24 protein-coding genes and 1 other RNA gene are annotated in these 26127 nt (G+C 49.5%); 22 read left to right on the forward strand and 3 right to left on the reverse strand.

The window, feature by feature from the left end; translation table 11 throughout:
- The first annotated feature begins 15 nt into the window (after positions 1-15).
- From HJV72_RS04395 to tadA, 6 genes are all read left to right on the forward strand, one after another.
- Positions 16-696: a 4'-phosphopantetheinyl transferase family protein gene (locus HJV72_RS04395; protein ID WP_208069007.1), complete on the forward strand. Its 681-nt coding sequence runs from the start codon at positions 16-18 to the stop codon at positions 694-696.
- The gene (locus HJV72_RS04400; protein ID WP_208069009.1) at positions 665-2413 is read left to right on the forward strand and encodes a glycoside hydrolase family 2 protein; all 1749 of its coding nucleotides are present in this window, start codon (positions 665-667) and stop codon (positions 2411-2413) included. Before HJV72_RS04395 ends, HJV72_RS04400 begins: the two co-directional genes overlap by 32 nt.
- Positions 2414-2569: 156 nt before the next feature.
- Positions 2570-3589 (forward strand): hypothetical protein, encoded by a 1020-nt coding sequence (locus HJV72_RS04405; protein ID WP_208069011.1) that lies wholly within the window; start codon positions 2570-2572, stop codon positions 3587-3589.
- A gap of 33 nt (positions 3590-3622) precedes the next feature.
- A complete protein-coding gene (locus HJV72_RS04410; RefSeq protein ID WP_117772078.1) occupies positions 3623-5044 on the forward strand; it encodes a deoxyguanosinetriphosphate triphosphohydrolase in 1422 nt (473 codons plus the stop codon).
- 60 nt (positions 5045-5104) lie between these two features.
- Positions 5105-6238, forward strand: coding sequence for a DUF6128 domain-containing protein (locus HJV72_RS04415; protein ID WP_208069013.1), 1134 nt, complete (start codon positions 5105-5107; stop codon positions 6236-6238).
- Between the two features lie 91 nt (positions 6239-6329).
- A complete protein-coding gene (gene tadA / locus HJV72_RS04420; protein WP_208069015.1) occupies positions 6330-6806 on the forward strand; it encodes a tRNA adenosine(34) deaminase TadA in 477 nt (158 codons plus the stop codon).
- Between the two features lie 72 nt (positions 6807-6878).
- On the opposite strand, the gene HJV72_RS04425 is transcribed toward tadA, so the two are convergent.
- Both HJV72_RS04425 and ffs read right to left on the reverse strand, forming a co-directional pair.
- The gene (locus tag HJV72_RS04425) at positions 6879-7658 is read right to left on the reverse strand and encodes a class I SAM-dependent methyltransferase (protein ID WP_208069017.1); all 780 of its coding nucleotides are present in this window, start codon (positions 7656-7658) and stop codon (positions 6879-6881) included.
- A gap of 126 nt (positions 7659-7784) precedes the next feature.
- Positions 7785-8046, reverse strand: an RNA gene (gene ffs, locus HJV72_RS04430) — signal recognition particle sRNA large type.
- Between the two features lie 120 nt (positions 8047-8166).
- Between ffs and HJV72_RS04435 the strand changes: the two genes are divergently transcribed.
- The 15 genes from HJV72_RS04435 (at position 8167) to HJV72_RS04505 (ending at position 24073) form a co-directional block, all read left to right on the forward strand.
- Positions 8167-9183 (forward strand): SGNH/GDSL hydrolase family protein, encoded by a 1017-nt coding sequence (locus HJV72_RS04435; protein ID WP_208069019.1) that lies wholly within the window; start codon positions 8167-8169, stop codon positions 9181-9183.
- Positions 9158-10897: a B12-binding domain-containing radical SAM protein gene (locus HJV72_RS04440; RefSeq protein ID WP_208069069.1), complete on the forward strand. Its 1740-nt coding sequence runs from the start codon at positions 9158-9160 to the stop codon at positions 10895-10897. The genes HJV72_RS04435 and HJV72_RS04440 overlap by 26 nt, the downstream gene beginning before the upstream one ends.
- A gap of 36 nt (positions 10898-10933) precedes the next feature.
- Positions 10934-11560 carry an endonuclease III gene (gene nth, locus HJV72_RS04445; protein ID WP_208069021.1) on the forward strand — a complete coding sequence of 209 codons (627 nt, stop codon included), beginning with the start codon at positions 10934-10936 and terminating at the stop codon, positions 11558-11560.
- 165 nt (positions 11561-11725) lie between these two features.
- Positions 11726-13252 carry a VanW family protein gene (locus HJV72_RS04450; protein ID WP_208069023.1) on the forward strand — a complete coding sequence of 509 codons (1527 nt, stop codon included), beginning with the start codon at positions 11726-11728 and terminating at the stop codon, positions 13250-13252.
- A gap of 36 nt (positions 13253-13288) precedes the next feature.
- The gene (locus HJV72_RS04455) at positions 13289-14182 is read left to right on the forward strand and encodes an AIR synthase-related protein (RefSeq protein ID WP_208069025.1); all 894 of its coding nucleotides are present in this window, start codon (positions 13289-13291) and stop codon (positions 14180-14182) included.
- Between the two features lie 234 nt (positions 14183-14416).
- Positions 14417-14926: a tRNA (cytidine(34)-2'-O)-methyltransferase gene (locus tag HJV72_RS04460; RefSeq protein WP_208069027.1), complete on the forward strand. Its 510-nt coding sequence runs from the start codon at positions 14417-14419 to the stop codon at positions 14924-14926.
- 297 nt (positions 14927-15223) lie between these two features.
- A complete protein-coding gene (locus tag HJV72_RS04465) occupies positions 15224-15532 on the forward strand; it encodes a hypothetical protein (protein WP_208069028.1) in 309 nt (102 codons plus the stop codon).
- A gap of 38 nt (positions 15533-15570) precedes the next feature.
- Complete coding sequence (locus HJV72_RS04470; protein WP_208069029.1) at positions 15571-17589, forward strand: V-type ATP synthase subunit I; 2019 nt, start codon at positions 15571-15573, stop codon at positions 17587-17589.
- Positions 17589-18074 (forward strand): V-type ATP synthase subunit K, encoded by a 486-nt coding sequence (locus tag HJV72_RS04475; protein ID WP_049728609.1) that lies wholly within the window; start codon positions 17589-17591, stop codon positions 18072-18074. Before HJV72_RS04470 ends, HJV72_RS04475 begins: the two co-directional genes overlap by 1 nt.
- 41 nt (positions 18075-18115) lie before the next feature.
- Entirely contained in the window at positions 18116-18709 is a 594-nt protein-coding gene (locus HJV72_RS04480; protein WP_208069030.1) for a V-type ATP synthase subunit E, read from the forward strand.
- Between the two features lie 33 nt (positions 18710-18742).
- Positions 18743-19711: a V0D/AC39 family V-type ATPase subunit gene (locus tag HJV72_RS04485; RefSeq protein ID WP_208069031.1), complete on the forward strand. Its 969-nt coding sequence runs from the start codon at positions 18743-18745 to the stop codon at positions 19709-19711.
- Entirely contained in the window at positions 19704-20024 is a 321-nt protein-coding gene (locus HJV72_RS04490) for a V-type ATP synthase subunit F (protein ID WP_049728612.1), read from the forward strand. Before HJV72_RS04485 ends, HJV72_RS04490 begins: the two co-directional genes overlap by 8 nt.
- A 27-nt stretch (positions 20025-20051) precedes the next feature.
- On the forward strand, positions 20052-21818 hold the full coding sequence (locus HJV72_RS04495; protein WP_208069032.1) for a V-type ATP synthase subunit A: 1767 nt from the start codon (positions 20052-20054) through the stop codon (positions 21816-21818).
- A gap of 2 nt (positions 21819-21820) precedes the next feature.
- Positions 21821-23194, forward strand: coding sequence for a V-type ATP synthase subunit B (locus tag HJV72_RS04500; protein ID WP_208069033.1), 1374 nt, complete (start codon positions 21821-21823; stop codon positions 23192-23194).
- Positions 23195-23413: 219 nt separating this feature from the next.
- A complete protein-coding gene (locus tag HJV72_RS04505) occupies positions 23414-24073 on the forward strand; it encodes a V-type ATP synthase subunit D (protein WP_208069034.1) in 660 nt (219 codons plus the stop codon).
- A 751-nt stretch (positions 24074-24824) separates the two neighbouring features.
- Here HJV72_RS04505 and HJV72_RS04510 read toward each other — a convergent pair.
- Positions 24825-25139, reverse strand: coding sequence for a hypothetical protein (locus HJV72_RS04510; RefSeq protein ID WP_208069035.1), 315 nt, complete (start codon positions 25137-25139; stop codon positions 24825-24827).
- A 433-nt stretch (positions 25140-25572) separates the two neighbouring features.
- Between HJV72_RS04510 and HJV72_RS04515 the strand changes: the two genes are divergently transcribed.
- Positions 25573-26127 (forward strand): hypothetical protein (locus HJV72_RS04515; protein WP_208069037.1); only part of this gene is annotated, 555 nt, incomplete at its 3' end.

Genomic DNA, 26127 nt, shown 5'->3' on the forward strand with positions numbered 1-26127 from the left:
GAGGCTGTATGAGAGATGATCAGGACATATCTTGCGGATATTACGCCGCTGCTGAAACCAGACGCGTATGAACATTGCTGCACACTTGTGCCTGAATGGCGGAGGAACAAGGCAGAACGGATAAAGCATAAGAAGAATAAAGCGCAGAGCATCGGCGCATGGCTCCTGCTTGAATCAGCCAGAAGGGAGACTGGGGCTGACGCGTCACACGTCTACAACCTGTCCCATTCCGGATGCTACGTATTGTGCGTACTCAGCGATACGGCCGGTGCCGTCCGGGCCGGATGCGACATAGAGATGGTGGGAGAGGCAAAAATGGGCGTAGCACACCGGTTTTTCTTAAAGAGTGAATATGAAAAACTTCTGGAATCGGAAGACAGGGCGGAGCTGTTCTATCGTTTCTGGGTGCTCAAAGAGAGCTTCATGAAAGCGACGAGGCTCGGAATGAAGCTCGGCATGGACCAGTTTGAGATTGGTTTCGATAAAGATGACAGGCCGGTTCTTCTAAGCCAGCCGGATGCATTTCAGGAGAGGTTCCGGTATCGGGAATATAATATAGAAGGAATCAGCGCAAAGATTGCGGTTTGTACCACAGGGGAAGAAATCGCAGACGCGGTGGAAATCGTCGATTTAACGCGTATGCTGCCGGAAAGGGGGAATGTAGATGAAACAGCTGAAGACGAGGTGGACGGATAAGGTCGACAGAGACAGCGTGCTTACAGAGTACCCGAGACCGTCGCTTAGAAGAAAGAGTTATGTGAACCTGAACGGAGTATGGAATTATGCATTTACCGATGACAGAAAAAGACCGGAGGAATTCCAGGGACAGATACTTGTGCCCTTTTCTCCGGAAGCTGCGCTGTCCGGTGTCGGGCGGCAGCTGAAACCGGGGGAATATCTGTGGTACAGCAGGCAGCTGCCTGCCGGAGTGAAGAAGGAAGAAGGCAAGAGATGGATACTGCATATCGGGGCGGCGGACCAGTGCGCGGCTGTCTCGGTGAACGGCCGGCCGGCGGCCAGGAATGTGGGGGGATATCTGCCGTTCTCGGCGGATGTGACAGATATGCTCCGTGACACGGATAATGAGCTGACCGTGCGTATACAGGATTACAGCGACCGTGCTTATCTGGCCAGAGGGAAACAGAAGCTGGACCGGGGCGGCATGTTTTATACGGCACAGAGCGGCATCTGGCAGACCGTTTGGATGGAGCAGGTACCCGAACATTTCATACGCAGGCTGAAGATTACACCTCGGTATGATAAAGCGGAGGCAGAGGTGCTGGTTGGGACCCGGCGAGAGAGCGGAGTGACTGTCACCGTAAGTTCTGACGAGGGGCAGGACTTTACAGTAGAAGGATGGACGAACCGGCCCATCCGCATACCAATCAGGGATGTACACAGCTGGAGTCCGGAAGACCCTTATCTGTACCGGATACATATCTGCATGGGTGAGGATGAGGCAGACAGCTATTTTGCCATGCGTAAGATATCGGCAGAAAAGGACAAGAATGGCATTCTGCGCCTGTTTTTAAACAACCGCCCTTATTTCCAGAAGGGGGTGCTGGACCAGGGCTACTGGCCGGACGGCCTGTATACGGCACCGACGGATGAGGCCATGATATTTGATATCAAGGAGATGAAGCGACTTGGATTCAACATGCTGAGAAAGCATGTCAAGATAGAACCGGAAAGGTGGTATTACCACTGCGACAGGCTCGGCATGCTCGTATGGCAGGACATGGTGTGCGGAGGAGAGCCTTACCGGCACTCGTATGTCACCTATGCGGCCACAGCCATGGAATTGTTCCATATAAGGCCGAAGGACCGGTGCTACCGTCTGCTTGGAAGACGGGATGAAAAGAGCAGGTCCAGATTCATACAGGAGATGAAAGAGACGATCCACACGCTGTACAACCACCCTTCCGTAGTCGTCTGGGTAATCTTTAATGAAGGTTGGGGGCAGTTCGATGCCAATGCGGTGACAGAGATTGCACGCAGGGAAGATGCGACACGGCTTCTGGATCAGGCGAGCGGATGGTTTGACCAGGGCGGCGGAGACTTCAGAAGCGTACATAACTACTTCTTCCCGTTGAGAGTCCGGCCCGGGAAAAGGGTGTATGCGCTAACCGAATTTGGGGGGTATTGCTGGAAGTCGGACGGACACAGCATGTACCCGGGCCTGTATGGGTACCGGATCTACGGAAGCAGGGGAGAGCTGGGGAAAGGTTATGCCGCGCTTATGAAGCGGGGAGTGGAGCCCCTTGTCGGCAAGGGGCTGTCAGCGGTGATATACACACAGCTGTCGGATGTAGAGGAGGAGGTAAACGGAATCTATACGTACGACAGGGAAGTGCTGAAGATAGATGAGAATATCGTGAGAAAATGTAATGACAGGCTCGTCCTAAACGAATAGGAAAAGGAGACATCATACAGTTGACGTGTTTTCGCCAATTTGTTAGAATGAAAAAGGGAAAAGCATAGGTTTATGAAGAAACATATGAGTTTACATGCAAACGATAAGACCTATCGGGTGAGTATATTTTTACAAATTAAATAAGGAGGACAAGTCATGCTGGATCTAACATTTGGGGAGCAAGTCAAAATAATCTTAAGTCGCAAGGGAATGACTATCAAGGAACTCGCAGAAACTATAGAGGAACGCACGGGCAAGAAGATGTCACGTCAGAATCTGACTCAGAGGCTGGGACGAGATAATTTTCAGGAACAGGACATGCGTATGATAGCGGATATATTAGAATGCCCGTTTACGCTCAGCATCCTTGAAGAGAAAGACAGTCTGGAAAAAGCCTCTAACAATAAAAAAGAAGAAAAGAAACCGACCTCTCAACGGAAGCCGGAAGCCAGAACGGAAGAAGAAAAGGAAGAGGAAAAGATAGCCAAGCCTGTGGTACCGGAGCGTGATATTACAATCGGGGAACTCGTAGAGATACATGAGGAGCTGGATGCCTTGATTGAAGAAGAGACGGGGGAGCTTGCGCCACTGGATACACCGGTGGAGGAGCTGCTTAAGGAGGTGGCGGCCCTGGAGGCGGAAGGAAACGAAAGAACCGCAGGGGATAAGCGCGACAGATTACAGGAGCAGGAGGACAAGAAATCCCACGGCTGGATATCATATCTGCAGAGGCGGAGGAAGAAGCCGGAACAGTCTGCCGCAGGTGAGATAGAATCGAAAGATGACGAGGATGGCTTCGGCGTGACGGCATCATATGCAGATCAGGAGGAGACGTATATGGATGCCGGGCCTGAGGAAGAGGCGGAAGAGATGGAAGATGTGGATGCATCTTACGTCGACTACGATGGCGAGGAAGCCATGGATGAGATGTATGTGGAGCCCGAAGTGGAATATGACGACGAAGATCGGGTAAATGGGGACGTGAACCCATATACAGGGCGCGAGTATGAGACGAACAGCGTACGGATGCACCCGAACAGGATTGGCTATGTGCAGGTATATGACCGGGAAGATCACGCATGGACAGATATGACGGAATGGGCCTTCCTAGGTTATCAGGAGCGTAAGAAGGCGCTGCTTGGCAAGGACTATGAACCTCCAATCTATCTGGACTGACGCAAGGCAATCGGAAAGGGAAGTGTGAGGACAGTGAACTGGGAACAGCTGCTATCAACGAAAAGAAGCCGTGGAGCTTCAAATAAATATTCGAAATCTACAGATTTGAGGAGCGAATTTGAAAAGGACTATCACCGGATTATCGGAAGTGCGTCTTTTCGCAGGCTGCAGGACAAGACGCAGGTATTTCCGCTGGACAAGAGTGATTTTATCCGTACGCGTCTCACGCATTCTCTCGAAGTGTCGTCACTTGCAAAGTCGCTTGGACAGAATATCGGGGAAAATATACTTGTAAATCAGAAAGACTCCGGATTCACGTCCGGCATGAAGGAAGACATATGCAATATCCTCCAGTGCGCAGGTCTTATCCATGATATAGGCAACCCACCTTTTGGACACTTCGGCGAGACTGCGATACGGGAATGGTTTGAGCGCAGGCTTCCTGTGCTTGCCTACAACGGCCGGCCCATAGAAGAGGTGCTGACTCCACAGATGCGTCAGGATTTTTATAATTTTGAGGGCAATGCGCAGGCACTCCGCCTTGTGACAAAACTACATTTTCTCGTGGATGAGCAGGGAATGAACCTGACATATGCGCTGCTTAACACGATTGTGAAATATCCGGTCTCTTCTGTCGGCATCAATAAAAAGTCGGGCAATATCAAAGACAAGAAGATGGGATACTATTTTGCGGACGAAGACATGTTTGAAGAGATTGCGGCCCAGACTGGTACGAACGGCCTGAGACATCCGCTGACATTTATCCTCGAGGCAGCGGATGATATCGCGTACAAGACTGCGGATATTGAGGATGCGTTCATCAAGGGCTTTATCACATACCATGGGCTGCTTGAAGAACTTAAGGAGCTGCAGGAGCGTTACCCGGATGCGACGCAGTCTGCATTCCAACCGGCGGAGAAGCTTCAGGGATTATACCGCAGAGGTAAGGAAAGGCATGTGAAGGATCCGGAAGAATACGCGATTAAGAACTGGATTGTACGTGTGCAGGGAGTTCTCATCAGCTGTGCAACGTGCGGGTTCACTTCTAATTATGAAGCGATTATGGAGGGCAGCTATACACATGACCTGTTCCACGATACTTTTGCAGAAAAGCTGATGGATCTGCTCGGTGATATGGCATACAGAAAGGTGTTTACTTCAGAGGCCATCTACAGGATGGAAGTGGCGGAAGCCGCCATGATAGATTATCTGATGGATAAGTTCGTGACGGCCGTGATACATTATGACGTTCCCGGGCAGAATCTGAATTCCATAGATATGCGTATGGTATCGTTCATCTCCAGCAATTATAAGAATGCGTACCATTACCATGCACAGGGAAAGTCTGACGCCGAGAGGCTGTATCTGCGCCTTCTGCTTGTGACAGACTATATATGCGGTATGACGGACAGCTATGCCAAGAGACTTTATCAGGAACTGAAAGCGATTATTTAACATTTTTTACTTCCATTCGGAATAGATTGTGATAAATGGACTACGAATGGGAGTGAAATGTTGAAACGTTTTATACGCTATCTGTATGAATACGAGAGTGGAAGAAGAATGCGGAACGTTGGTTTCGTGAAAGTGGACCAAAGCGACGACGAATGCATCGTACATATACACGGAAAAGGTCTTCGGCTTGAAGGAGAAAAAGAGCTGACCATATATCTCTTCTACGAGAAAGAGAAAGAATGTATCGGACTGCCGCAGGGGACAGTGGATAATGTGAATCCTGCGGTGAACTATCAGCTGCGGTATACGAAGGAGGATGTCGGTGAACCATGTAATTATGACCTGATAGAGGGAATCATCATGGAGAACAGCTCGCACCGGAAATATGCCGCGGTGTGGGATGACATGCCTGTGAATGTGAACGAGATGCGCCTGTGGACGCCTGCAGACCTGTCGCAAGGGACGGAACCGGAAGATATGCCAGGGGAAATGCCGGAAGATATACCAGAGGAGATGCCCGAAGTAATGCCGGAAGTATCGGAGGAGCCGGTTGCACCGAATATGGATATGGATTATGATATGCCGGAGCCGGTACACGAGGAAGAAGGACCGTCCGGCGGGATGCCTGCGGAGCCGGAACGCGGGGAGGCAGCCCGTAACTTTCCCGGAGAAGAGACAGATGTCTCAGAGATGGAGGCCGCTGACGAAGAGGCCGCAGAATCCGGCAGCATTGAAGAATCAGAAGCTGTTGCAGAATCCACAAGATTCGTGCAGATGGAGGCACTGGAAGAGACGGAAGTGACCGAGACGGAATGCAGGACCCGTATGGCGTGCAGCCCGTGCAGGGAGGCGGAACCTGTCAGGCCGGAACCGGATTGTCAGAAGCAGAGCAAAAAATGTACAAAGATACAGCGGCAGGATATCGTGCATCTGCCACGCTGCGAATGGAGACTGTCGAATAACAGCTTCCTGCTCCATGGGTACTACAATTACCATCACCTCGTCATCATAGAGGAAGACGGGAACATATGGATCGGAGTGCCGGGCATATACCATCCGAAAGAGGCGAAAGCCGCCGAGGCTTTCGGTTTTCCGCAGTTCATAAAAGCTGAAAAGCTGAATGTCGACCTGGATGGAAATGAAAGAAATGACGAAGAAGAATTTGGCTACTGGTGCCGTCATATAAGAAGATAAAAGTCAAGTTGGGGACGTAGTAAACTTCAAAAGGGTTACGTCCCCAATTGACATATGGCCTGTACCTAAATGATGAAAGGGGTGTACCCAAATGGGCAGTATGGATGAAAAGTTTATGAAGGAGGCTATCAGGCAGGCAAGGAAGGCGTATGCTTTGAACGAGACGCCTATCGGCTGTGTAATCGTATATGAAGGCAAGATTATCGGACGAGGCTACAACCGGAGGAATACGGATAAGAATACGTTGGCCCATGCAGAGATTACGGCGATTCGCAAGGCAAGCAGGAAGATAGGCGACTGGCGGCTGGAGGGATGTACGATGTATGTGACGCTGGAGCCATGCCCCATGTGTGCCGGGGCGATTGTCCAGTCCAGGATGGACCGGGTCGTAGTCGGATGTATGAATCCGAAGGCAGGATGTGCGGGTTCTGTACTGAATGTATTGCAGACAGAAGGCTTTAACCATCAGACAGAGCTTACGACCGGCGTTTGCCAGGAGGAATGCAGCGGCATGATGAAGTCGTTTTTTAAAGAACTCAGACAGGCGAAGAAGAAAAAGGAAAATTGATTATGTGAGCTGTCGTGGCAGCGCACAGAGGACCGGAAGGGCATATCACCCTTCCGGTCCTCCTTGAAATTATTATTTTACCGCGTGTACTTTTATCCTCCGAAAGGTCTCGTAGCACGTACCATCGAGCTGTTTTGTCTTACGGATTATTGCCTGGATAACATCATGCCTGAACCGGTCTTTCTTTTCAGCGGGTATGCACTGAAGAAAAGGAACGATGCAGGGCTGATCTATCCATCTAATCATTTCATCTGTATCGGTGAAATACCTGTCGGCATTTTCCTCTTCTACATATACGCTGGAAAAGCCACCGTGACTGATGAGTTTATCATATCCCGCTCTATCCGGCATGAACCATGGCCAGTCAAAGTCCTGGAAATATTCTTCATATATGTCGTCTTTCATGAGAGCACGTACGGTATGTATGAAATTTTCTGTCGTTCCATTGCCGGCAAAGTTCCACTGTATGATTCCACCTGGTTTTAAAGCTTTGTAGACGTTACGGATAAGCCGGACGTGGTCTTTCACCCAGTGCAGTGCCGCATTTGAATATATGACGTCGAATTCATTCGTATAATCCATCTTGTTGATGTCCATGTGTATAAAATCTAAATTATCCTTTTTATACTGCATTGCGGTCTGAATCATACCTTCGGAGGCATCCAGCCCGACAACGCGGCCGTCCGGGACGAGCAGAGCCAGCTGGTCCGTCAGGACTCCGTCTCCGCAGCCCAGGTCAAGTATCGCTTCACTGCCATTAAGCTTTAGTCCTGCCATGAGCCTGCTGCCCCATTCCTTTTGATGCCTTGATGCCTGCCTGTATTTCTCACCGTTGAATTCAAACGTTCCCATATAGATACCTCCTGCTGATTTATAGCGATTAAAATACAGTATAACATGGAAATGTGCCGATATTGTTAAAAATGCTGTTTTAATGGGAAAAATGTATAAGAAGACAATACATTGAGATATTTTTTTTCGTGCGTTACGCTTCGAACGAAATCCATAAACGTTACCTTGACAGTTAACTCAGCCCAGGCACCCTTACGGCACCCGGAAGGTTCTGCTTAGTGCTGCTTCGTTCCCGACCTGACACAATTCACAGATTTCCGTCGCGTAAGACCCAAGCCTCAACGCCACTTGTCAAGGGCAGCTTTACAAATCTTTGCCCTCTGCGTAACATCACCCCTGCTATAGCGGATTGCAGGTACAAGGTACCGCTAACACCCCGGCTGCACGAGCTTATATTATAACGTGTTTTGCAGAAAATGTCAATCAGGAACAGAAGTGTACGGCTGTATTTGTGAAAAAATGAACCTCTGCGTGGCAAGTATGGTATAATGATATTGAGGTGAGGAGTATGTTACAGATAAAAGCTACATTTACTAAAATTACTGCTTCTGTTATGATATCTGTATCTATAGCGGCCTGCTGTACGGCACAAGTGCGTGCCAAGCAGCCACAGGAAATCCACTATCTGGCTGTCGGCGACAGCATACCGAATGGATATTCCTGTGACGACACAGAGATCTCTCCGTACCCCGAGCTCGTACGCCGCCAATACGCCCGGGATAAAGGAGTACCCGTAGAACTGGACAATATTGCCCAAAACGGTATAAGCACGGTACGGTTCAACGCATCAAAGCTTCAGGAGGAAGAGGTTCTGGAACACATCCGTAATGCAGATATCATTACAGTTACGATTGGGGCGAACGACCTCATTGACGCATTCAAGATGGCATGCCAGGATGTGCTCGGAAGGGAAGAGAGATTCTGGAATATCAGCGATGCAATGGAGATGCTGAACGCGGAGATGAAAGCCCATCCCACTACAGTGCTTAAGGCGGTCAGGGCGATAGCAGGGTGGGATTACGATGCGTTTGAGGAGAGCTATTGCACGATGATGGACGGGATTACCGGGGAGGCAAAGGAATCTGCTATGATTGTCGCCACCGATATCTATAATCCGACAACCGGCCTTGGGATGCCCGGGACACTTGAGATGGTGGTGGATAGTATCATTGGCAAGATGAACAGCATCATAGCGGCCCATGCGGATGAATATAGTTACCATACCGTGGACTTGAACGAGGCGGGAATCAGCAGCCATGTACAAAAGGACGGACTGCACCCGACACAGGAAGGGCAGCAGATTATCGCGGATGTGGTACTTGAGGAGCTTGCCGTCATGGAACAAGAAAAGGAAGGGGCTCCAAGATCAGGCTCCGCACGTGAAAGAGGGGATCAAAGCGGCCGTCTGTGGAACTATTTGGCCGTGGCCGGTATCGGCGTGACGGGAATCATTCTTATTATATTGGGAGTCTTTAATGGGAAGAAGCGTGAGAAAGAAGATGAAGATACTACTGGCTGCAATTAATGCAAAATATATACATTCCAATCTGGCTGTGCATAGCCTGAGGGCATATGCGCAGTCTTATTACATGCCGCAGGAGGGCGGCGCTGCACCTGAGACAGACATTGCGGAATATACGGTGAACCAGCAGCCGGATCAGATACTCATGGATATATATAGAAGGAAACCGGATGTCATCTGCTTTTCCTGCTATATCTGGAATATAGCATACGTGGAAGATATGGTCAGGGAGCTGAAGAAAATATGCCCTGACACACATATATGGCTCGGGGGGCCGGAAGTGTCTTATGATACGCCGGACGTGCTCCGACGCCTTCCGGAAGTCAGCGGGGTCATGCGGGGCGAAGGTGAAGAGACGTTCACGGAGCTGTGCTGCATATACTGTACAAAAGGTCTTTCTGGTGCAGCAGATGAATTTGGCCCGGTAAATGGGATTACGTACAGAGGACGTGACGGCGGCATCGTCGAAAATCCGTGTCGGGAGGTGCTGGACCTTAGCAGCGTGCCATTCGTATACCGGGACATGGAAGGCTTTCGGAATAAGATCGTATATTATGAATCCAGCAGAGGGTGTCCTTTTTCATGCAGCTACTGCCTCTCTTCTGTAGACAAGAAGCTGCGATTTCGGGATACGGCTCTGGTGAAGCAGGAGCTGCAGATTTTTATGGATGCCGGCGTACCCCAGGTGAAATTTGTAGACAGGACGTTCAACTGCAGCCACAAGCATGCGATGGACATATGGACGTATATCACGGAGCATGACAATGGAATCACGAACTTTCATTTTGAGGTGGCTGCCGACTTGCTGACAGAAGAAGAACTGAAGCTGCTTGAGAAGATGCGTCCCGGACTTATCCAGCTGGAGATAGGAATCCAGTCTACGAATCCCCGAACGATTGAGGAGATCAGGCGGACGATGGATTATGAACGGGTGAAGCACATCGTCCGCAGAATCCAGGGTTACGGCAATATCCATCAGCATCTGGACCTGATTGCCGGACTGCCGTATGAGGATATGGACAGCTTCGGGAGGTCGTTTGACGATGTATACGCCCTTCATCCGGAACAGCTCCAGCTCGGGTTCCTTAAAGTTCTGAAAGGTTCCTGGATGGAACGGCAGAAGGAGGCATACGGACTGGTGCATAAAAGTAAGCCCTGTTATGAAGTACTGTATACAGACTGGATAACATATGATGATATCCTGCGCCTTAAGGGCATCGAAGAGATGGTAGAGGTATACTATAACAGCGGCCAGTATACGAGGACGATTGGAAGCCTGGAAGAAGAGTTCGGTTCGCCGTTCGAGATGTATGACAGGATAAGGGGATATTACGTGGAACATAACCATATGGACGTACAGCACAAGCGTAGTGCCCGCTATGGAATCTTATTAGATTTTATTACTGAATGGTGCAGGGAGAAGGCAGAATACTATCGGGACCTGCTGACCTTTGACTATTATCTGAGGGAAAATGCCAAGACAAGGCCGGAATTTGCCGGCTCCTATGTGCTTACGAAGGAAGAGGTAAGGCAATTCTATGAAAAAGAGGAGCAAGAGCGTCATTTTCTAATAGGATATGAGGCGTTCGACAGGAACCAGATGCGAAAGATGACACATCTGGAAAGATTTACATGCCTCAAAAAGACGGTATTGTTCGACTATATGCAAAGAAATCCATTGAACGGCGAGGCAAGAACATGTATGATAGACATGTAATGAAAAGACGTATGCAGAAGATGTGGAGAAGGACAGATGAAGAAAAGGACAAAAGAGATATTGGAGATTCTGGATGCACAGTACGGAACAGACTTTGTATGCTACCTCAATCATGAATCTCCGTGGCAGCTGCTTGTCGCTACGATGCTGAGCGCGCAGTGCACAGACGCCCGTGTCAATATCGTGACAGAAGGGCTGTTTAAAAAGTATACTTCCGTCGATGCATTCGCAGATGCCGATTTAAGAGAGCTGGAGCAGGATATAAAGCCGACAGGGTTCTACCATAACAAGGCTAAGAATATTATTGCATGTATGAGGGATATCCGGGATAAGTTCGCAGGAGAAGTGCCCCGTGATATAGAAGATCTCGTCTCGCTCGCCGGGGTCGGCAGAAAGACGGCTAACGTCATCCGGGGCAATATATACCACGAGCCGAGCGTGGTCGTGGATACGCATGTAAAACGGATATCGAACAGGCTTGGGCTGACGAAGAACAAGGATCCTGAAAAGATAGAGCAGGACCTTATGAAGGAGCTGCCCAAGGAACACTGGATACTCTACAATATTCAGATCATCACGTTCGGCAGGTCGGTTTGTACTGCGAGAAGCCCGAAATGCCATGACTGTTTCTTGCAAAAATACTGTAAAGAGTATAAAATATAACAAATCAACTGAAGGAAAAAAGAAGGTAGGAAGATATGAATTTTAACGACAGAAGGGTAAAAAGAATCATAGCCATCGTGATTATGGTGATTGTCATAGCGATGATCGCAACAATGACGATTCCGTATCTGGTGGCATAGCAGGGGAAAAGTCAGGGGGAGGCTTATGGCTCAGAATCGGCGTAAAAAAGCAAGCAGGAGGATGACACAGAAAAGGCGGAGAAGGATGAGGATTCTTTTTGGCCTTGCCGTCTTGTGTGCTATCGTCCTCACCGGTGCATCCTATCTGGTGTTGTACAGGTATGTTTCAAAGGTACCGGAACATAAGATATGTGATAATATCTATATCGGCAATGTCAATGTCTCGGGGCTGACTAAAAAAGAAGCCAGGGAACGGATGAAGGAACACCTCATGGAAGATCAGGCGTTGAAGATTACGATGAAGGTGGGCGATAAATCCGCGGAGGCGACACTTGAGGAACTGGGGCTTTCGTATAAAGATATCGGAAAAGTTGTGGATAAGGCAGCCGGCTACGGAAAGAAGGGGCGCCTCTTCACCCGGTACCGTCAGATAAAAGGCCTGAAAAAAGAGAAGCTTGTCCTCGGTGAGGGGTTTGTCCTGGATGATGAGAAGACAAAAGCGGTCATTGACGAGAGGGTGGAAGAACTTGCGGACCATGCGGTAGATGCCAGCATAGAAAAGAGCGGTGACGGCTTTGAGATAACAAAAGAAAAGAAAGGCGAGACCGTAGATGAAAAGGCATCCGCGAAAATGATTGTCAACTATCTGAATGACAGATGGGACCATAAAGGATTCAGGGTCAAGATGGCCGTCAAGACTGAGGAACCGTCCATCAAGGCGAAAGACCTTGAAGCCATAAAGGATGAACTAGGGTCATTTTCTACAGATGCCGGAGGCGGAGAGCGCTGGAAGAATCTGAAGACAGGTGTGGATAAGATCAATGGAACCATCCTTATGCCCGGCGATGAACTGTCCGTCCATGATACGACCGCCCCTTACGATGCGGAACATGGGTATGTAGAGGCCGGTTCCTATGAGAACGGGCAGGTGGTGGATTCCTTTGGAGGCGGCATCTGTCAGGTGTCGACGACACTTTATAATGCGGTGCTGTATTCAGAACTGGAAGTGCTGGAACGATATCCGCACTCCATGCTGGTAGCTTATGTGGATCCGTCGAGAGACGCGGCAATTGCAGGGGACTACCTTGACCTTAAGTTTAAAAACAGCTATGAGACGCCCGTCTACATCGCAGCGGAAATCGACAGTGCCAATCAGATGCGGTTTACGATTTATGGTAATGACACCAGGGCGGAAGGTAGGACTGTAGAGTATGAAAGCGAGACGCTCACAACAGAGGATTATGGTGTCACTTATAAGGAAAACAAAGAGGCGGAACTGGGCAGCGTCCAATATACGGGCAGCCCTCATACCGGCAAGACGGCAAGGCTCTGGAAGGTAGTGTACCAGGACGGGGCGGAGGTAAGCCGCGATATCATCAATAACAGCACATATGAGAAGTCGGACCAGATTATTGAGGTTGGAACTATGACTGAGAATGCAGAGGCGGCAGAGCTCGTCCGCAAAGCAATCAGCTCCCAGGACAAAGCGGCGATTGATGCTGCCGTGGCGGAGGCGAAAGGGCTGATTGCCGGCGGGGGCGAAGGCGAGTAGGACGGAACAGTGACAGTGAAAGAGAGTGGACCAAAGATGAAGAGTACAGACATACAGACGATGCGCGCAGTCAGCGCCACATCCTGCATAGGCGGACAGTCGAAAGAGATTGGGATATATGCACTGGCGGAAGCATTGAATGAACTGGCGGCGGAGGGGGCCGAGAGCCTGAAAGCGCAGGTGTATATCCTGATACCCGAAGCGCATAGAAGCTCCCGGATTCCTGCTGTCCAAAAGGCGATTGAAAAAGCCTGCAGGGAGCAGGGCGTGCCGCTACTTTCCATCCATCAGCATAAAACACCTGCGGCCTCTCTGCCGCTTGTTGCCGTTACATGTACCGGTATCACGGAGCGTACGGTGCAGCCGGTGGACGCCGCAGTCCCGGGAGGGGAAATCGTGCTGACAGGCTGGATTGGACTTGCGGGCATGCTTAGGATTGCAGAGGAGCGGGAAGCTGAACTGAAGGAGAGATTCGCCCCCCCATTCGTTAAGCAGATAGAAGCCTTTAAAGGCAGCATATTCGCCGGAGAAGCAATCCGGATTGCCAGAGGGGCGGACATACGCATCCTGCGCCAGATTACGGAGGGCGGTATATTTGCGGCGCTGTGGTATCTGGCGAAAGAGGCAGGGACAGGCATAGATATTGACATGAAGAAGATATCAGTCCGCCAGGAGACGATAGAAGTATGTGAGAATTACCGGCTGAATCCATACCAGCTGACCTCCACCGGAAGCTTCCTCATACTTGCCGCCGACGGCAAAGGGCTGGCCGGCGAACTTCGGCGCAATGGAATAGAAGCAGCAGTCATCGGACGCGTGACAGACAACAATGACAAAGTCATACGCAACGGAGAAGAAATCAGGTACATCGACAGACCTGTACCAGATGAGATAAATAAAATAATAGGACATACTAAGAGCGGTAATTGAAAGATGACCGCTCTTTTTTCCATTTGGGTACAGGGCAAAGTTTAATTTGGGACGTAACCATTTTTAATTTACCTACGTCCCTGTTCACAATTTGATATAGCTAAAATGTTAAAAAATCCCAATATTTTGGTAAAATCGTAATACAAAAGTAACAAAAGTGTATGTTGACGGGCCGGAGGTTTTTCACTAAAATAGAAGGAAGTAGTTAAAAAAGGCTTACGAGGAGGAAAGGAAATGCTGAATATTGTGTTGCACGAGCCAGAGATTCCGGCCAATACCGGCAATATCGGCAGGACGTGCGTGGCAACGAACACGCGGCTTCATCTGATCGAGCCGCTTGGCTTCAGGCTGAATGAAAAGAATCTGAAGCGTGCCGGCATGGACTACTGGGACGATCTGGACGTGACCACATATATCGACTTTGATGAATTTCTGGACAAGAATAAAGGGGCTAAGATATATATGGCGACGACGAAAGCGCCTAACGTATATACAGATGTCCATTATGAACCGGACTGTTATATTATGTTCGGTAAGGAAAGTGCAGGAATACCGGAGGAGATATTGGTAAAACATAAAGAAGACAGTATACGCATTCCTATGGTAGGCGACATCAGGTCGTTGAATCTGGGCAATTCCGTGGCAGTCATATTATATGAAGCGCTGCGCCAAAACGGTTTTACAGGTATGAATCTAAAAGGACATCTCCATCGTCTTGCGTGGCAGCAGGATGGAAATCTGTAAAACCTATAAACTTTGGTGGCGCTGTATAAATTATTATGTAAAATTGTCGATATTACATAATAATACCCTTCTTTCATATGCAGCTGATCAGAGAGGAAAGGTTATGGCACATATTCTTCAGTTTTACCGCAGAAGGGCGTCAAGCTTTTAAATGGTAAAATTGATAGAATATTTGTTGAATTGTGTAGATGAAAGACGTGGAAGAGCCTTAGTAGACAATATACTTGTGGACTTTTCTATGGAATCATATTATAATTTTAACTACAGGGAGTTTCAACTAAGAGAGGTGGTGAACCGATGGTAGAAGAAACCATTAAGGCCATCAAGGAGACGGAGAAAGAGGCAGAGGAGATTGTTAAGAATGCTGATACAGAATGTACTTCAATCCTTGAAAAGGCCTCTGCGGATGCCGGGAGGATAAAAGAAGAGGCAGAAGCAGAAGCAAAAGCAAAGGCAAAAGCGTCACTTCAGGCTGCGAAAGAAGCTGGAGAAAAAGATGTAGAGAAAGCTCTGGCAGACGTAGAGACGGAGATTGTCTCCTTGAAAGAAGCTGCAAAGCAGAAGGAAGGAGATGCGATATCTGCTGTTATAGCAGAACTCGTTTAAAGCATTATGAAAATCAAGAGTAAAGGAGGGATGCGGCTATGGCAGTATTGCAGATGCAAAGGATAAGTATCTGCGCGCTTAAGAAGGACCGTAAAGCCATCCTGGAGAAGGTCCAGTCCATGGGGGTCATAGAGATCAACCATGTAGTGGAAGATGACGAGGCTTTTGGCAGAATGGATACCATGAATGCCAGACAAAGCTTTGACAAGAAAGCTCAGCTTGCCGATCAGGCGCTTGCTGTACTCGGAACCTATGCTCCGGAAAAGAGCTCGATGCTTTCCAGCCTTGAAGGCAAGAAGCTGGTAGAACAGGAAAAGTTCAGCAAAGCAGCCGCCGACAAGGAAAAGATTATAGCGACAGCCAACAGGCTCGTAGGCTGTAATAAAGAGATAGCAGAGAATAGGGCAAATATCCTGAAGCTGGAGAACCAGATTGAGTCTCTGACGCCATGGCTTGCGCTGGATGTACCGATGGACCATCCGGGTACGGACAACGTTGCCATGCTTGTAGGGATGATGCCGGGAGGACTGACGCTGGAAGGCATATATGCAGAGATTGCAGAGCAGAATCCGGAACTGGATGCTGTTGATGTGCACATTATCGCCAGCGACAGGGATGCCGTCTATCTGACCGTATTCTGCCTGAAGGCAGATGAAGCCGCGGTAGAAGAAGCTCTCAGGTCGGCCGGATTTGCCAGACCGTCACAGGTGACGGACAAAGTACCGGCGCAGCTAAAAACGGAACTTGAGGCAGAGATATCAAAATTGAATAAAAAGATTGAGAAAAAGGAAGCGGAGATTGCAGGCTGCGCGGACCGCCGGGAAGAGCTGAAGCTGATTTCAGACTATTTCCGGATCCGGTCAGAAAAGTACGAAGTGCTCGGCACGCTTCCACAGTCGCAGAGGACATTCATCATGAGCGGCTACATCACAGCGGAGGCTGTGCCGGCGGTACTTAAGACGGTCGGAGAGACGTATGACTGCGTAATCGATGTAGAGGACTTGAAAGAAGACGAAGAGCCGCCTACCGTTCTTAAGAACAACGGCTTCTCTTCCAGCGTGGAAGGAGTCGTGGCATCCTACGGGCTTCCGCACAAAGGAGAATTTGATCCGACCACGATCATGTCGTTCTTCTATGTATTCTTCTTCGGACTGATGCTGTCGGACGCTGCGTACGGAGCTATCATGGCAATCGTGTGCTTCGTGCTGCTCAGGAAATATCCACGCATGAGCGACGGTATGCATAAGTCGATTAAAATGTTTATGTTCTGTGGGATTTCCACGTTATTCTGGGGTGTTCTCTTTGGAGGATATTTTGGAGACGTGATACCGGTATTTTCTGAAAAGTTCTTCGGAACCGCGGTAAATATCAAGGAACTCTGGTTTGTTCCGCTGAACGACCCGATGCGGCTGCTGATTTATTCTATGCTGTTCGGTGTGATTCATCTGTTCATCGGACTTGGCATCAAAGGATATATGTGTCTCAAAGACGGCAAAGTGCTGGATTTCTTCTGTGACGTGGTGCTCTGGTATGTATTTTTGACAGGGCTGATTCTGATGCTGCTGCCAAGCGAGATATTCGCATCCATAGCACAGGCAGAGATCAATTTCCCGCCGGCCGTCAATATGCTGGCCAAAGCGTTCGCAATTATCGGTGCCGTCGGCCTATTGCTGATGTCGGGACGTTCCAGCAAGAACCCGGCTCTTAGAATAGCACTGGGAGCATACGATCTGTACAATATTACAGGCTGGCTGAGCGACGTGCTGTCCTATTCCCGTCTTCTGGCCCTTGGCCTTGCGACAGGAGTTATCGCTTCCGTAGTTAACCAGATGGCATCCATGATAGGGAGCGGAGTGATAGGAGTCATAGCATTTGTCATCGTATTTATAGTCGGTCACACACTTAATATGGCCATCAACCTTCTGGGTGCATATGTCCATACGAACCGTTTACAGTTTGTTGAATTCTTCAGCAAATTTTATGAGGGTGGCGGAAAGCCTTTCGAGCCATTCCATTCAGATACAAAATATGTAGATATTAAGGAGGAAACTTTATAATGAGTATTTGGAGTGATTTAGGTATTGTTTACGCGTTACTTGGTGCAGCAGTGGCTGTATTCCTTGCAGGTGCAGGATCCGCAATCGGCGTTGGTATCGCCGGACAGGCAGCCTCAGGGGTTGTTACAGAGGATCCGAGCAAATTTGCCAAAGTTCTTATCATGCAGCTGCTTCCCGGCACACAGGGAATCTATGGTCTGCTCGTTGGCTTTATCACATTGTCTAAAATCGGCCTGTTAGGCGGAGGCGCAGCAGATATCTCAGTAACTACGGGGCTTCTTATTCTTGCGGCCTGCATGCCGATCGGTATCGTAGGACTGATTTCAGGAAAATATCAGGGCAAGACTTCTGCGGCAGCTATCGGCATCATCGCCAAGAAACCGGACCAGTTCGGTAAAGCTATGCTTTTCCCTGCAATGGTTGAGACATATGCAATTCTTGCACTTTTGATCTCTATCTTATCTGTTACTGCAATCAGTATATAAGTAAGCATGAAACAAAGATTAAGAAAAGGAGAGCGTGCGAGATGACTGGATTAGATAAAATGAAAAGTCAGATTCTGGATGAAGCGAAAGCAGCAGCTGACAGCAAGCTGTCCGATGCGAAAAGCCAGGCAGAAGAGATTCTGGATAAGGCAAAAGCAGAGGCGGCCAAGATAACCAGCAGCATCTCCCAAAAATCCGAGGCGGAAATTGCAAATTATAAAGAGAGAATCGTCTCTTCCATAGATTTGCAGAGAAGGACGAAGATTCTTGCTGCAAAGCAGGAGATTATTGCGGAAGCACTGGATAAGGCCTACGGAACTTTGAAGACAATGGAAAGCGGTGCGTACTTTGACATGCTGCTGAAACTGCTCGGCAAATATGCCCTGCCGCAGGAGGGAGAGATTTATTTTTCATCCGCAGACCTTGAACGTCTTCCTGACGGATATGAGGCAAAAATAAGCGGTGTTGCCGCTGAAAAGGGAGGCAGTCTGACTTTATCAAAGACGGGCAGGAATATCGAGAACGGATTTATTCTTGCGTATGGCGGTATCGAAGAGAACTGCACAATAAAAGCGATGTTTGACGCTAAAAAAGATGAACTGTCAGACAAGGTCCATAAGCTGTTATTTTTATAAAAAGCGTAACCATAAGCGACAAGGAGGAGTAACATGAGTGAACAATATACCTACGCGGTTGCGCGCATACGTGCTTTGGAAGTTTCTCTATTCTCCAATTCCACTGTTGACCAGCTGATTGCCTGTGCGGATTACGGCCAGTGTATTCAGTTCCTTCAGGAGAGAGGTTGGGGAGACAGCGATACCCCGGCGGATGCAGAAGCGATACTGACCCGGGAAGAGGAGAAGATATGGGAAGTGGTCAGGGAATTGTCCGTGGATATGGATAAATTTGACGTGCTTTCCTACCCGAAACTTTTCCACAACCTGAAAGCTGCAATTAAAGAGGTGTGTACGGAGGAGGAGAACAGGCACATTTTCTATGAGGATGTATCCATCCCGGGAAAGGCGATGCTGGAGATTGTCCGCGAAAAGGACTTTGGAAAGCTTCCGCACAACATGCAGGCAGCGGCGGAGGAGGCATATGAGACCCTCCTTCACACGAGGGATGGTCAGCTCTGTGATATAATCATAGACAGGGCAGCACTTGAGGCAGTCTATGAGGCGGGGCAGCAGGCAAAAGACGATATTATCCGGGACTATGCCGAATCTACGGTAGGAGTCGCAGATATCAAGATTGCTGTCCGTTCACAGAAAACCGCGAAGTCTTTGGAATTTATGAAAAGGGCGATGGCTGAATGTGAGAGTATCAATGTAGACCAGCTCGCAAAGGCAGCACTAGCCGGCATGGATGCTATCCGGGACTATTTGTCCGGTACCGCATATGCGGAAGGTGCAGAAGCGCTGGCGGAGTCTCCGTCGGCATTTGAGAGATGGTGTGATAACCGAATTATTCAGACGATAAGTCCACAGAAATATAATGCATTTACAATAGGGCCTGTAATTGCCTATGTAATTGCAAGACAGAATGAAATAAAGACGGTACGAATCATTCTTTCCGGCAAACTCAATGACTTACCGGATGATTCAATCCGAGAAAGGGTAAGGGAGATGTATGTATAAGATTGCGGTATTGGGCGATTATGACAGTATCTACGGTTTCGCTACATTGGGTCTTGACACATTTCCAGTAAGTACCCGCGAGGAGGCCGGAGAAAAGCTGCATCAGCTGACCCTTGGGGATTATGGCATCATCTATGTCACCGAGGCGATGGCGGCAGAATTAAAACATGAAATAGAGAAATATCAGGAGCAGGCCGTACCGGCCATCATCCAGATTCCCGGCATATCCGGCAATACCGGAGCAGGGGTGGAAGGCGTCAAGAAGTCTGTAGAGCAGGCGGTAGGCTCTGATATTATCTTTGGGAACGAATAAAGAAGGAAAGGTGGGTGATTCGTCCAAATGAGTACAGGTACGATTAAAAAAGTAGCGGGACCGCTGGTTATCGCAGAAGGGATGCGGGACGCTAACATGTTCGACGTTGTACGTGTTAGCAATCAGCGGCTCATTGGAGAGATTATCGAGATGCACGGGGACGAGGCATCAATTCAGGTATATGAGGAGACATCGGGCTTGGGGCCGGGGGAACCGGTAGAATCTATGGAAGTGCCTATGTCTGTAGAACTCGGACCTGGTCTTATCGCAAGCATTTACGATGGTATCCAGCGTCCGCTTGACGATATTATGAAAGTATCAGGAAACAGCCTGCAGAGAGGTGTGGAGGTTGCTTCCCTGAAAAGAGATAAAAAATGGGAATTTGTTCCCGTCGCAAAAGCCGGAGACGAAGTCGTAGCAGGTGATGTGCTTGGTACCGTGCAGGAGACTATCGTCGTTCAGCAGAAGATTATGGTGCCTTACGGTATCGAAGGTACAGTAAAAGAGATTAAGCCGGGTGAATTTACAGTGGAAGAGACCGTGGCAGTCATTGCCACAAAAGACGGCGATAAAGAGCTTACGATGCTGCAGAGATGGCCGGTACGTAAAGGCCGTCCGTATGTAAAGAAGCTTCCACCAGAGAAGCCGCTCGTAACAGGACAGCGTGTCGTAGACACATTCTTCCCGATTGCAAAAGGCGGTGTTGCCGCGGTTCCGGGACCATTCGGAAGCGGTAAGACAGTTATCCAGCATCAGCTGGCGAAATGGGCGGAGGCCGACATCGTGGTATATATCGGATGCGGCGAGCGTGGTAACGAGATGACGGACGTTCTGAACGAATTTCCTGAGCTGAAGGACCCTAAGACGGGACAGTCACTGATGCAGAGGACCGTCCTCATCGCCAATACGTCAGATATGCCGGTTGCTGCCCGTGAGGCATCTATCTACACCGGTATCACGATAGCGGAATATTTTCGTGATATGGGATACTCCGTAGCGCTGATGGCAGACTCCACATCCCGTTGGGCAGAGGCCCTCCGTGAGATGTCAGGACGTCTGGAGGAGATGCCTGGTGAAGAAGGATATCCTGCTTACCTCGGAAGCCGTCTGGCACAGTTCTATGAAAGAGCGGGACATGTAATATCCCTTGGACAGGATGAAAGGGAAGGGGCACTCTCCGTAATCGGAGCCGTATCCCCTCCGGGCGGAGATATCTCTGAACCGGTATCCCAGGCGACTCTGCGTATCGTCAAGGTGTTCTGGGGGCTGGATTCTGCATTGGCTTACAAGCGTCATTTCCCTGCAATCAACTGGCTGACCAGCTACTCCCTGTATGTTGACAATATGGCTGACTGGTTTAACAATGAAGTGGCATCTGACTGGATGGAAGGGCGTCAGAAGATGATGAGCCTTCTGCAGGAAGAGGCAGAGCTTGATGAAATCGTAAAAATGGTAGGTATGGATGCGCTGTCACCGACGGACCGCCTCAAGATGGAGGCCGCAAGGTCTATCCGTGAGGATTTCCTGCACCAGAACTCTTTCCATGAGATTGATACGTATACATCTCTCAGAAAGCAGTACCTGATGATGAAGCTTGTTCTGGCATTCTATGAGGAAGCATCCGAGGCACTGGGCCGGGGCGCTTCTATGCAGATTCTGATCAACATGGAAGTAAGAGAGCGAATCGGACGTTATAAATATACTCTGGATGCAGACATCGAGACAGAGTATGAGAAGATATTAAATGAACTGCACACCGAAATCGCAGGTGCGTTTGGGAAGGAGGACTTCTAATTATGCCAAAAGAATACAGAACCATACAGGAAGTTGCCGGCCCTCTTATGCTGGTGCGCGGTGTCGAAAACGTTGCCTATGACGAACTGGGCGAGATTGAACTTGCAAGCGGCGAGAGACGCCGTTGCAAGGTACTGGAAATCAACGGAAATGATGCGCTCGTACAGCTCTTTGAGAGTGCGACAGGTATCAACCTGAGCAACAGTAAAGTACGTTTCCTCGGGAGGAGCATGGAACTTGGAGTGTCCGGGGACATGCTCGGACGTGTATTTGACGGCCTGGGACGACCGATAGACGACGGACCTGAGATTCTTCCGGAAGAACGGAGGGATATTAACGGCCTGCCTATGAATCCTGCAGCCAGAAGCTACCCTGAGGAGTTCATACAGACGGGTGTCTCTGCCATTGACGGACTGAACACCCTCGTCCGTGGACAGAAGCTGCCTATCTTCTCTGCGTCAGGTCTGCCACATGCCAATCTGGCGGCACAGATTGCGAGACAGGCAAAGGTGCGCGGGACAGATGAGAACTTTGCGGTTGTATTCGCCGCTATGGGTATCACATTCGAGGAGTCCAACTTCTTCGTTGAATCATTTAAGGAGACTGGGGCTATCGACAGGACGGTACTGTTCGTCAACCTTGCAAACGACCCGGCTATCGAGCGTATCTCCACACCTCGTATGGCGCTGACCGCAGCAGAATATCTGGCATTTGAAAAGGATATGCATGTACTTGTCATCCTGACAGACATCACAAACTATGCGGATGCGCTCCGTGAGGTGTCCGCAGCCCGTAAGGAAGTGCCTGGGCGCCGTGGCTACCCCGGCTACATGTATACCGACCTTGCATCCCTCTATGAGAGAGCAGGACGCCAGAACGGCAAAAAGGGAAGTATAACGATGATTCCTATCCTGACGATGCCGGAAGATGATAAGACACATCCGATTCCTGACTTGACAGGATATATTACGGAAGGCCAGATTATCCTGAGCCGTGACTTATACAGAAAAGGCGTTCAGCCGCCAATCGACGTGCTGCCTTCACTGTCACGTCTGAAAGATAAAGGTATTGGTGACGGAAAGACAAGAGCCGACCATTCCAATACGCTGAACCAGCTGTTTGCAGCATATGCACGTGGTAAAGACGCGAAAGAGCTTATGACTATCCTCGGAGAGGCAGCCCTCACCGAGATTGACCTCCTCTACGCCAAATTTGCCGATGCATTCGAGAAGGAATACGTATCACAAGGATACAACACCGACCGCTCCATCGAGGAGACCCTCGAAATCGGCTGGAAACTTCTGTCCATGCTGCCAAGAGCCGAGCTAAAACGTATCGACGACAAATTCTTAGATTTATACTATGGAAAGCAGTAAGCCGTGCGCAGATTGAAGGATCAGCCATGCAAGCTTGCTTGCAAATGGCTGGTTCCTGCAAGCTGCATAGGGCGCCAGCCCGCAGCGAGAAGAAGCGAAGCGAAATCGAGCTGGCACCGGCGTAGGCAGGCCAATCGATATGGCTCCTGCAAGCTGCATAGGGCGTCAGCCCGCAGCGACGCCGGCATGTATTAACAGAAAAGGGAGGTGGATGGATAGATGGCATCTACGCAGGTGACTCCTACCCGTATGGAGTTGACCAAGACAAAGAAAAAATTAGTCACAGCTGCTAAGGGGCATAAGCTCCTGAAAGACAAACGTGACGAGCTGATGCGCCAGTTCCTGGACCTTGTCCGTGAGAATATGGAACTGCGTCTGAAAGTAGAGGCCGGAATCCGCTCTGCAAATAAGAATTTTGTCATAGCCAAGGCCGGAATGGACGAAGCTACGCTGAATACAGCGCTGATGGCACCCAAGCAGGAGGTGAACCTGGAAGTTGGCAAGAAGAACGTCATGAGCGTCAACATCCCGGTCTTTGAGACGAAGACCAGGACTGCGGACGCGAATGATATATATTCTTACGGCTTTGCCTTTACTTCCAGCGACCTGGACGGTGCTGTAAAATCTCTGGCAGACATTCTGCCGGATATGCTGAAACTTGCGGAGACGGAAAAAGCATGCCAGCTCATGGCGGTGGAAATCGAGAAGACGAGACGCCGCGTCAATGCGCTGGAACATGTCATAATTCCGGAAGCACAGAAAAACATCAAGTATATTACGATGAAGCTGGATGAGAACGAAAGAAGCTCCCAGATTCGTCTGATGAAAGTAAAAGATATGATGCTTGAAGAAGCGCATCATTACAGTGAAAGAGCCTGATATGGCAGTCGCAGGCAGCGTATACCGCAAGGTGTCCGCTGTCTGTTTTTATATTACATAGGGAACTTCCTGTGTAACAAAACCCTCCGGGAGATGCGCACTCGCGCAAAGACGTAGTATGTCGAAAGTAATAGATAAGCCTGCGGGAGACCGTATGCTATCTGCAAACCAGTCATATCACCCTTACCAGATGGACTGAAGAATCCATATAAGGTGTATTTTGGAGAATAAAAAAAGCTGGATAAAAGTCTAAGATTGGGAAAAAAGGTAGACTTTTATTTCCAGTTCTTTTTTTGTCTGAAAATGGAATAAAATGGCAGGTTTTCCGTGTTTTTATTACATTATCACACCTGGATAGAAAAGTCTGATTTTTGTACCAGTATTAAAATCTTGTGAAATCAATAGGAGGAATGGACATAGTCAGAGTAAATTATACAGGGAAAAAAGACAGAAATACCTAGGTGGTCTCTGGAGCCATTCGAAAGCCATCAAGTGGTAAGGGGTGAATAATGCGACATCAAAATTTGTGAGGAAAGGAGACATGTATGAAATTAGGGATAAAAATATTATTGGGGTTGTTTAGCGTTGCTTGCGTTGTCGCTCTAGACTCCTCCGTATCGATGGCTGAAACCTTGACACGGACTGAAAGTCTCGAAGTCGACGTGCCTATAAACTGCCAACCTAGTCAATTTTACACGGACTATTTCCGGGGCACGGGGCACTCAATAACTTTTCCCTTCGGTGGAAAAGCTTATCCTGTCCCCACCGGAAATTGGGGTGGAAGGGACGTATATGCTCCTCCGGCTACTGTGACGACTAGCCAGGGGTTTACTGTCTCGCTGGCGGGAACAACAATTAAAACATTCCCTACAAACTTCTGGTCAGATGCCTGCCGTACCGGATCTACAATCCAAATATACGCCGGGCTGGTATCACCCCAACCAAACACCATCTTGTTTAAATTAAACCATAAATCTGGGAAGTATCGAAATGTGACTCTGTCAGATCTCGGTATAAGCGGGTCAATGCCCGATGCCTGCACCCTCGGTAGCACATTCAACTCCATCTATCACTCCTTTTATGGGGTTCCGTTTCCTACACAATTACTATATACAATCCCTGGGGATATAACCGATTGCATAATAAAAGCTATACAACCAAACTTAACAACCAATGTCCCCAACGGCACCTTACAACTAATGTCTGTGAAGCCGGGGCCTCCGGCTGGCCCTGGGGTGTGGCCGAGCTCGTTCACTGCCCGAGTGCGTGTGACTTGGCCAGTTCTCTACGCCTCCCCACCCACCGTCGTTGCGCCCGACGCACAGATCACTGTGGGAAAAAACGTCAACAAGACTTTCTATCAAGAGGACGTCAGAGCGTGGTACACATCAAACCCTGCAAAACTCATTCCTCCAAACGGTCGACTGCTTCTCTCTGACGTCGATGACAGTGGTTCCGACCCTTACTTTGACTCCGGAGGCTCCGTCAGCAGCCGGAAGGTGATCCATATCGGGAGGAAGACCCAGACCGTAACAGCGGTGGACAATTCCGGGTCTGCCGACCCGGCGTGGGACACCTCGTCCACCACCCGGCTCGTCACCTCCAGGACCAGCGCCTCCCCCAGCATCTCCGCTACCCTGCCCAAAAACCTGCCCAACCCTCAGGGAGAGCAGCTGGCAGCCGATGCAGCCTACAGCCCCACCGGCACCAATCCCGGCGGAGGGGTGAATGGCTGGACCAAATATTACGTCAAGGTCCACGGAGACAGCACCCACATCACGGGGGAATACGACTACGTGCAGCGGTACCGGGATGCCGGCGGGAGCGGAGGCCGCCCCGGGTCCGTGACGGATGCCACCACCTACGTGAACACCCACCAGGGCCGTCCCGGGGCGGTCTCGGACCAGATCCTGAAGGATCAAGCCCCTTCGTCTTCACGCGGCTGGACGGCAGACCTGGTGTGCACAGCGGCAGGTGACCCGGCCACCCCCTTGTCGGGCGTGTCCACCATGGAAATCAGGATCGACACCACCCGGCCCACCGCGGCGTTGGCC

It is taken from the genome of Extibacter sp. GGCC_0201, from assembly GCF_017566055.1.
Lineage (GTDB): Bacteria > Bacillota > Clostridia > Lachnospirales > Lachnospiraceae > Extibacter.

Coding starts and splice junctions, on each gene's coding strand:
- HJV72_RS04500 (WP_208069033.1), top strand. CDS start 21,821: ATGCCAAAAGAATACAGAACCATACAGGAAGTTGCCGGCCCTCTTATG.
- nth (WP_208069021.1), top strand. CDS start 10,934: ATGAAGAAAAGGACAAAAGAGATATTGGAGATTCTGGATGCACAGTAC.
- HJV72_RS04510 (WP_208069035.1), bottom strand. CDS start 25,139: ATGGAGTTGAATGTGCTACCGAGGGTGCAGGCATCGGGCATTGACCCG.
- HJV72_RS04395 (WP_208069007.1), top strand. CDS start 16: ATGATCAGGACATATCTTGCGGATATTACGCCGCTGCTGAAACCAGAC.
- HJV72_RS04470 (WP_208069029.1), top strand. CDS start 15,571: ATGGCAGTATTGCAGATGCAAAGGATAAGTATCTGCGCGCTTAAGAAG.
- HJV72_RS04405 (WP_208069011.1), top strand. CDS start 2,570: ATGCTGGATCTAACATTTGGGGAGCAAGTCAAAATAATCTTAAGTCGC.
- HJV72_RS04425 (WP_208069017.1), bottom strand. CDS start 7,658: ATGGGAACGTTTGAATTCAACGGTGAGAAATACAGGCAGGCATCAAGG.
- HJV72_RS04505 (WP_208069034.1), top strand. CDS start 23,414: ATGGCATCTACGCAGGTGACTCCTACCCGTATGGAGTTGACCAAGACA.
- HJV72_RS04475 (WP_049728609.1), top strand. CDS start 17,589: ATGAGTATTTGGAGTGATTTAGGTATTGTTTACGCGTTACTTGGTGCA.
- HJV72_RS04480 (WP_208069030.1), top strand. CDS start 18,116: ATGACTGGATTAGATAAAATGAAAAGTCAGATTCTGGATGAAGCGAAA.
- HJV72_RS04465 (WP_208069028.1), top strand. CDS start 15,224: ATGGTAGAAGAAACCATTAAGGCCATCAAGGAGACGGAGAAAGAGGCA.
- HJV72_RS04435 (WP_208069019.1), top strand. CDS start 8,167: ATGTTACAGATAAAAGCTACATTTACTAAAATTACTGCTTCTGTTATG.
- HJV72_RS04490 (WP_049728612.1), top strand. CDS start 19,704: ATGTATAAGATTGCGGTATTGGGCGATTATGACAGTATCTACGGTTTC.
- HJV72_RS04460 (WP_208069027.1), top strand. CDS start 14,417: ATGCTGAATATTGTGTTGCACGAGCCAGAGATTCCGGCCAATACCGGC.
- HJV72_RS04495 (WP_208069032.1), top strand. CDS start 20,052: ATGAGTACAGGTACGATTAAAAAAGTAGCGGGACCGCTGGTTATCGCA.
- HJV72_RS04450 (WP_208069023.1), top strand. CDS start 11,726: ATGGCTCAGAATCGGCGTAAAAAAGCAAGCAGGAGGATGACACAGAAA.
- tadA (WP_208069015.1), top strand. CDS start 6,330: ATGGGCAGTATGGATGAAAAGTTTATGAAGGAGGCTATCAGGCAGGCA.
- HJV72_RS04485 (WP_208069031.1), top strand. CDS start 18,743: ATGAGTGAACAATATACCTACGCGGTTGCGCGCATACGTGCTTTGGAA.
- HJV72_RS04440 (WP_208069069.1), top strand. CDS start 9,158: ATGAAGATACTACTGGCTGCAATTAATGCAAAATATATACATTCCAAT.
- HJV72_RS04400 (WP_208069009.1), top strand. CDS start 665: ATGAAACAGCTGAAGACGAGGTGGACGGATAAGGTCGACAGAGACAGC.
- HJV72_RS04455 (WP_208069025.1), top strand. CDS start 13,289: ATGAAGAGTACAGACATACAGACGATGCGCGCAGTCAGCGCCACATCC.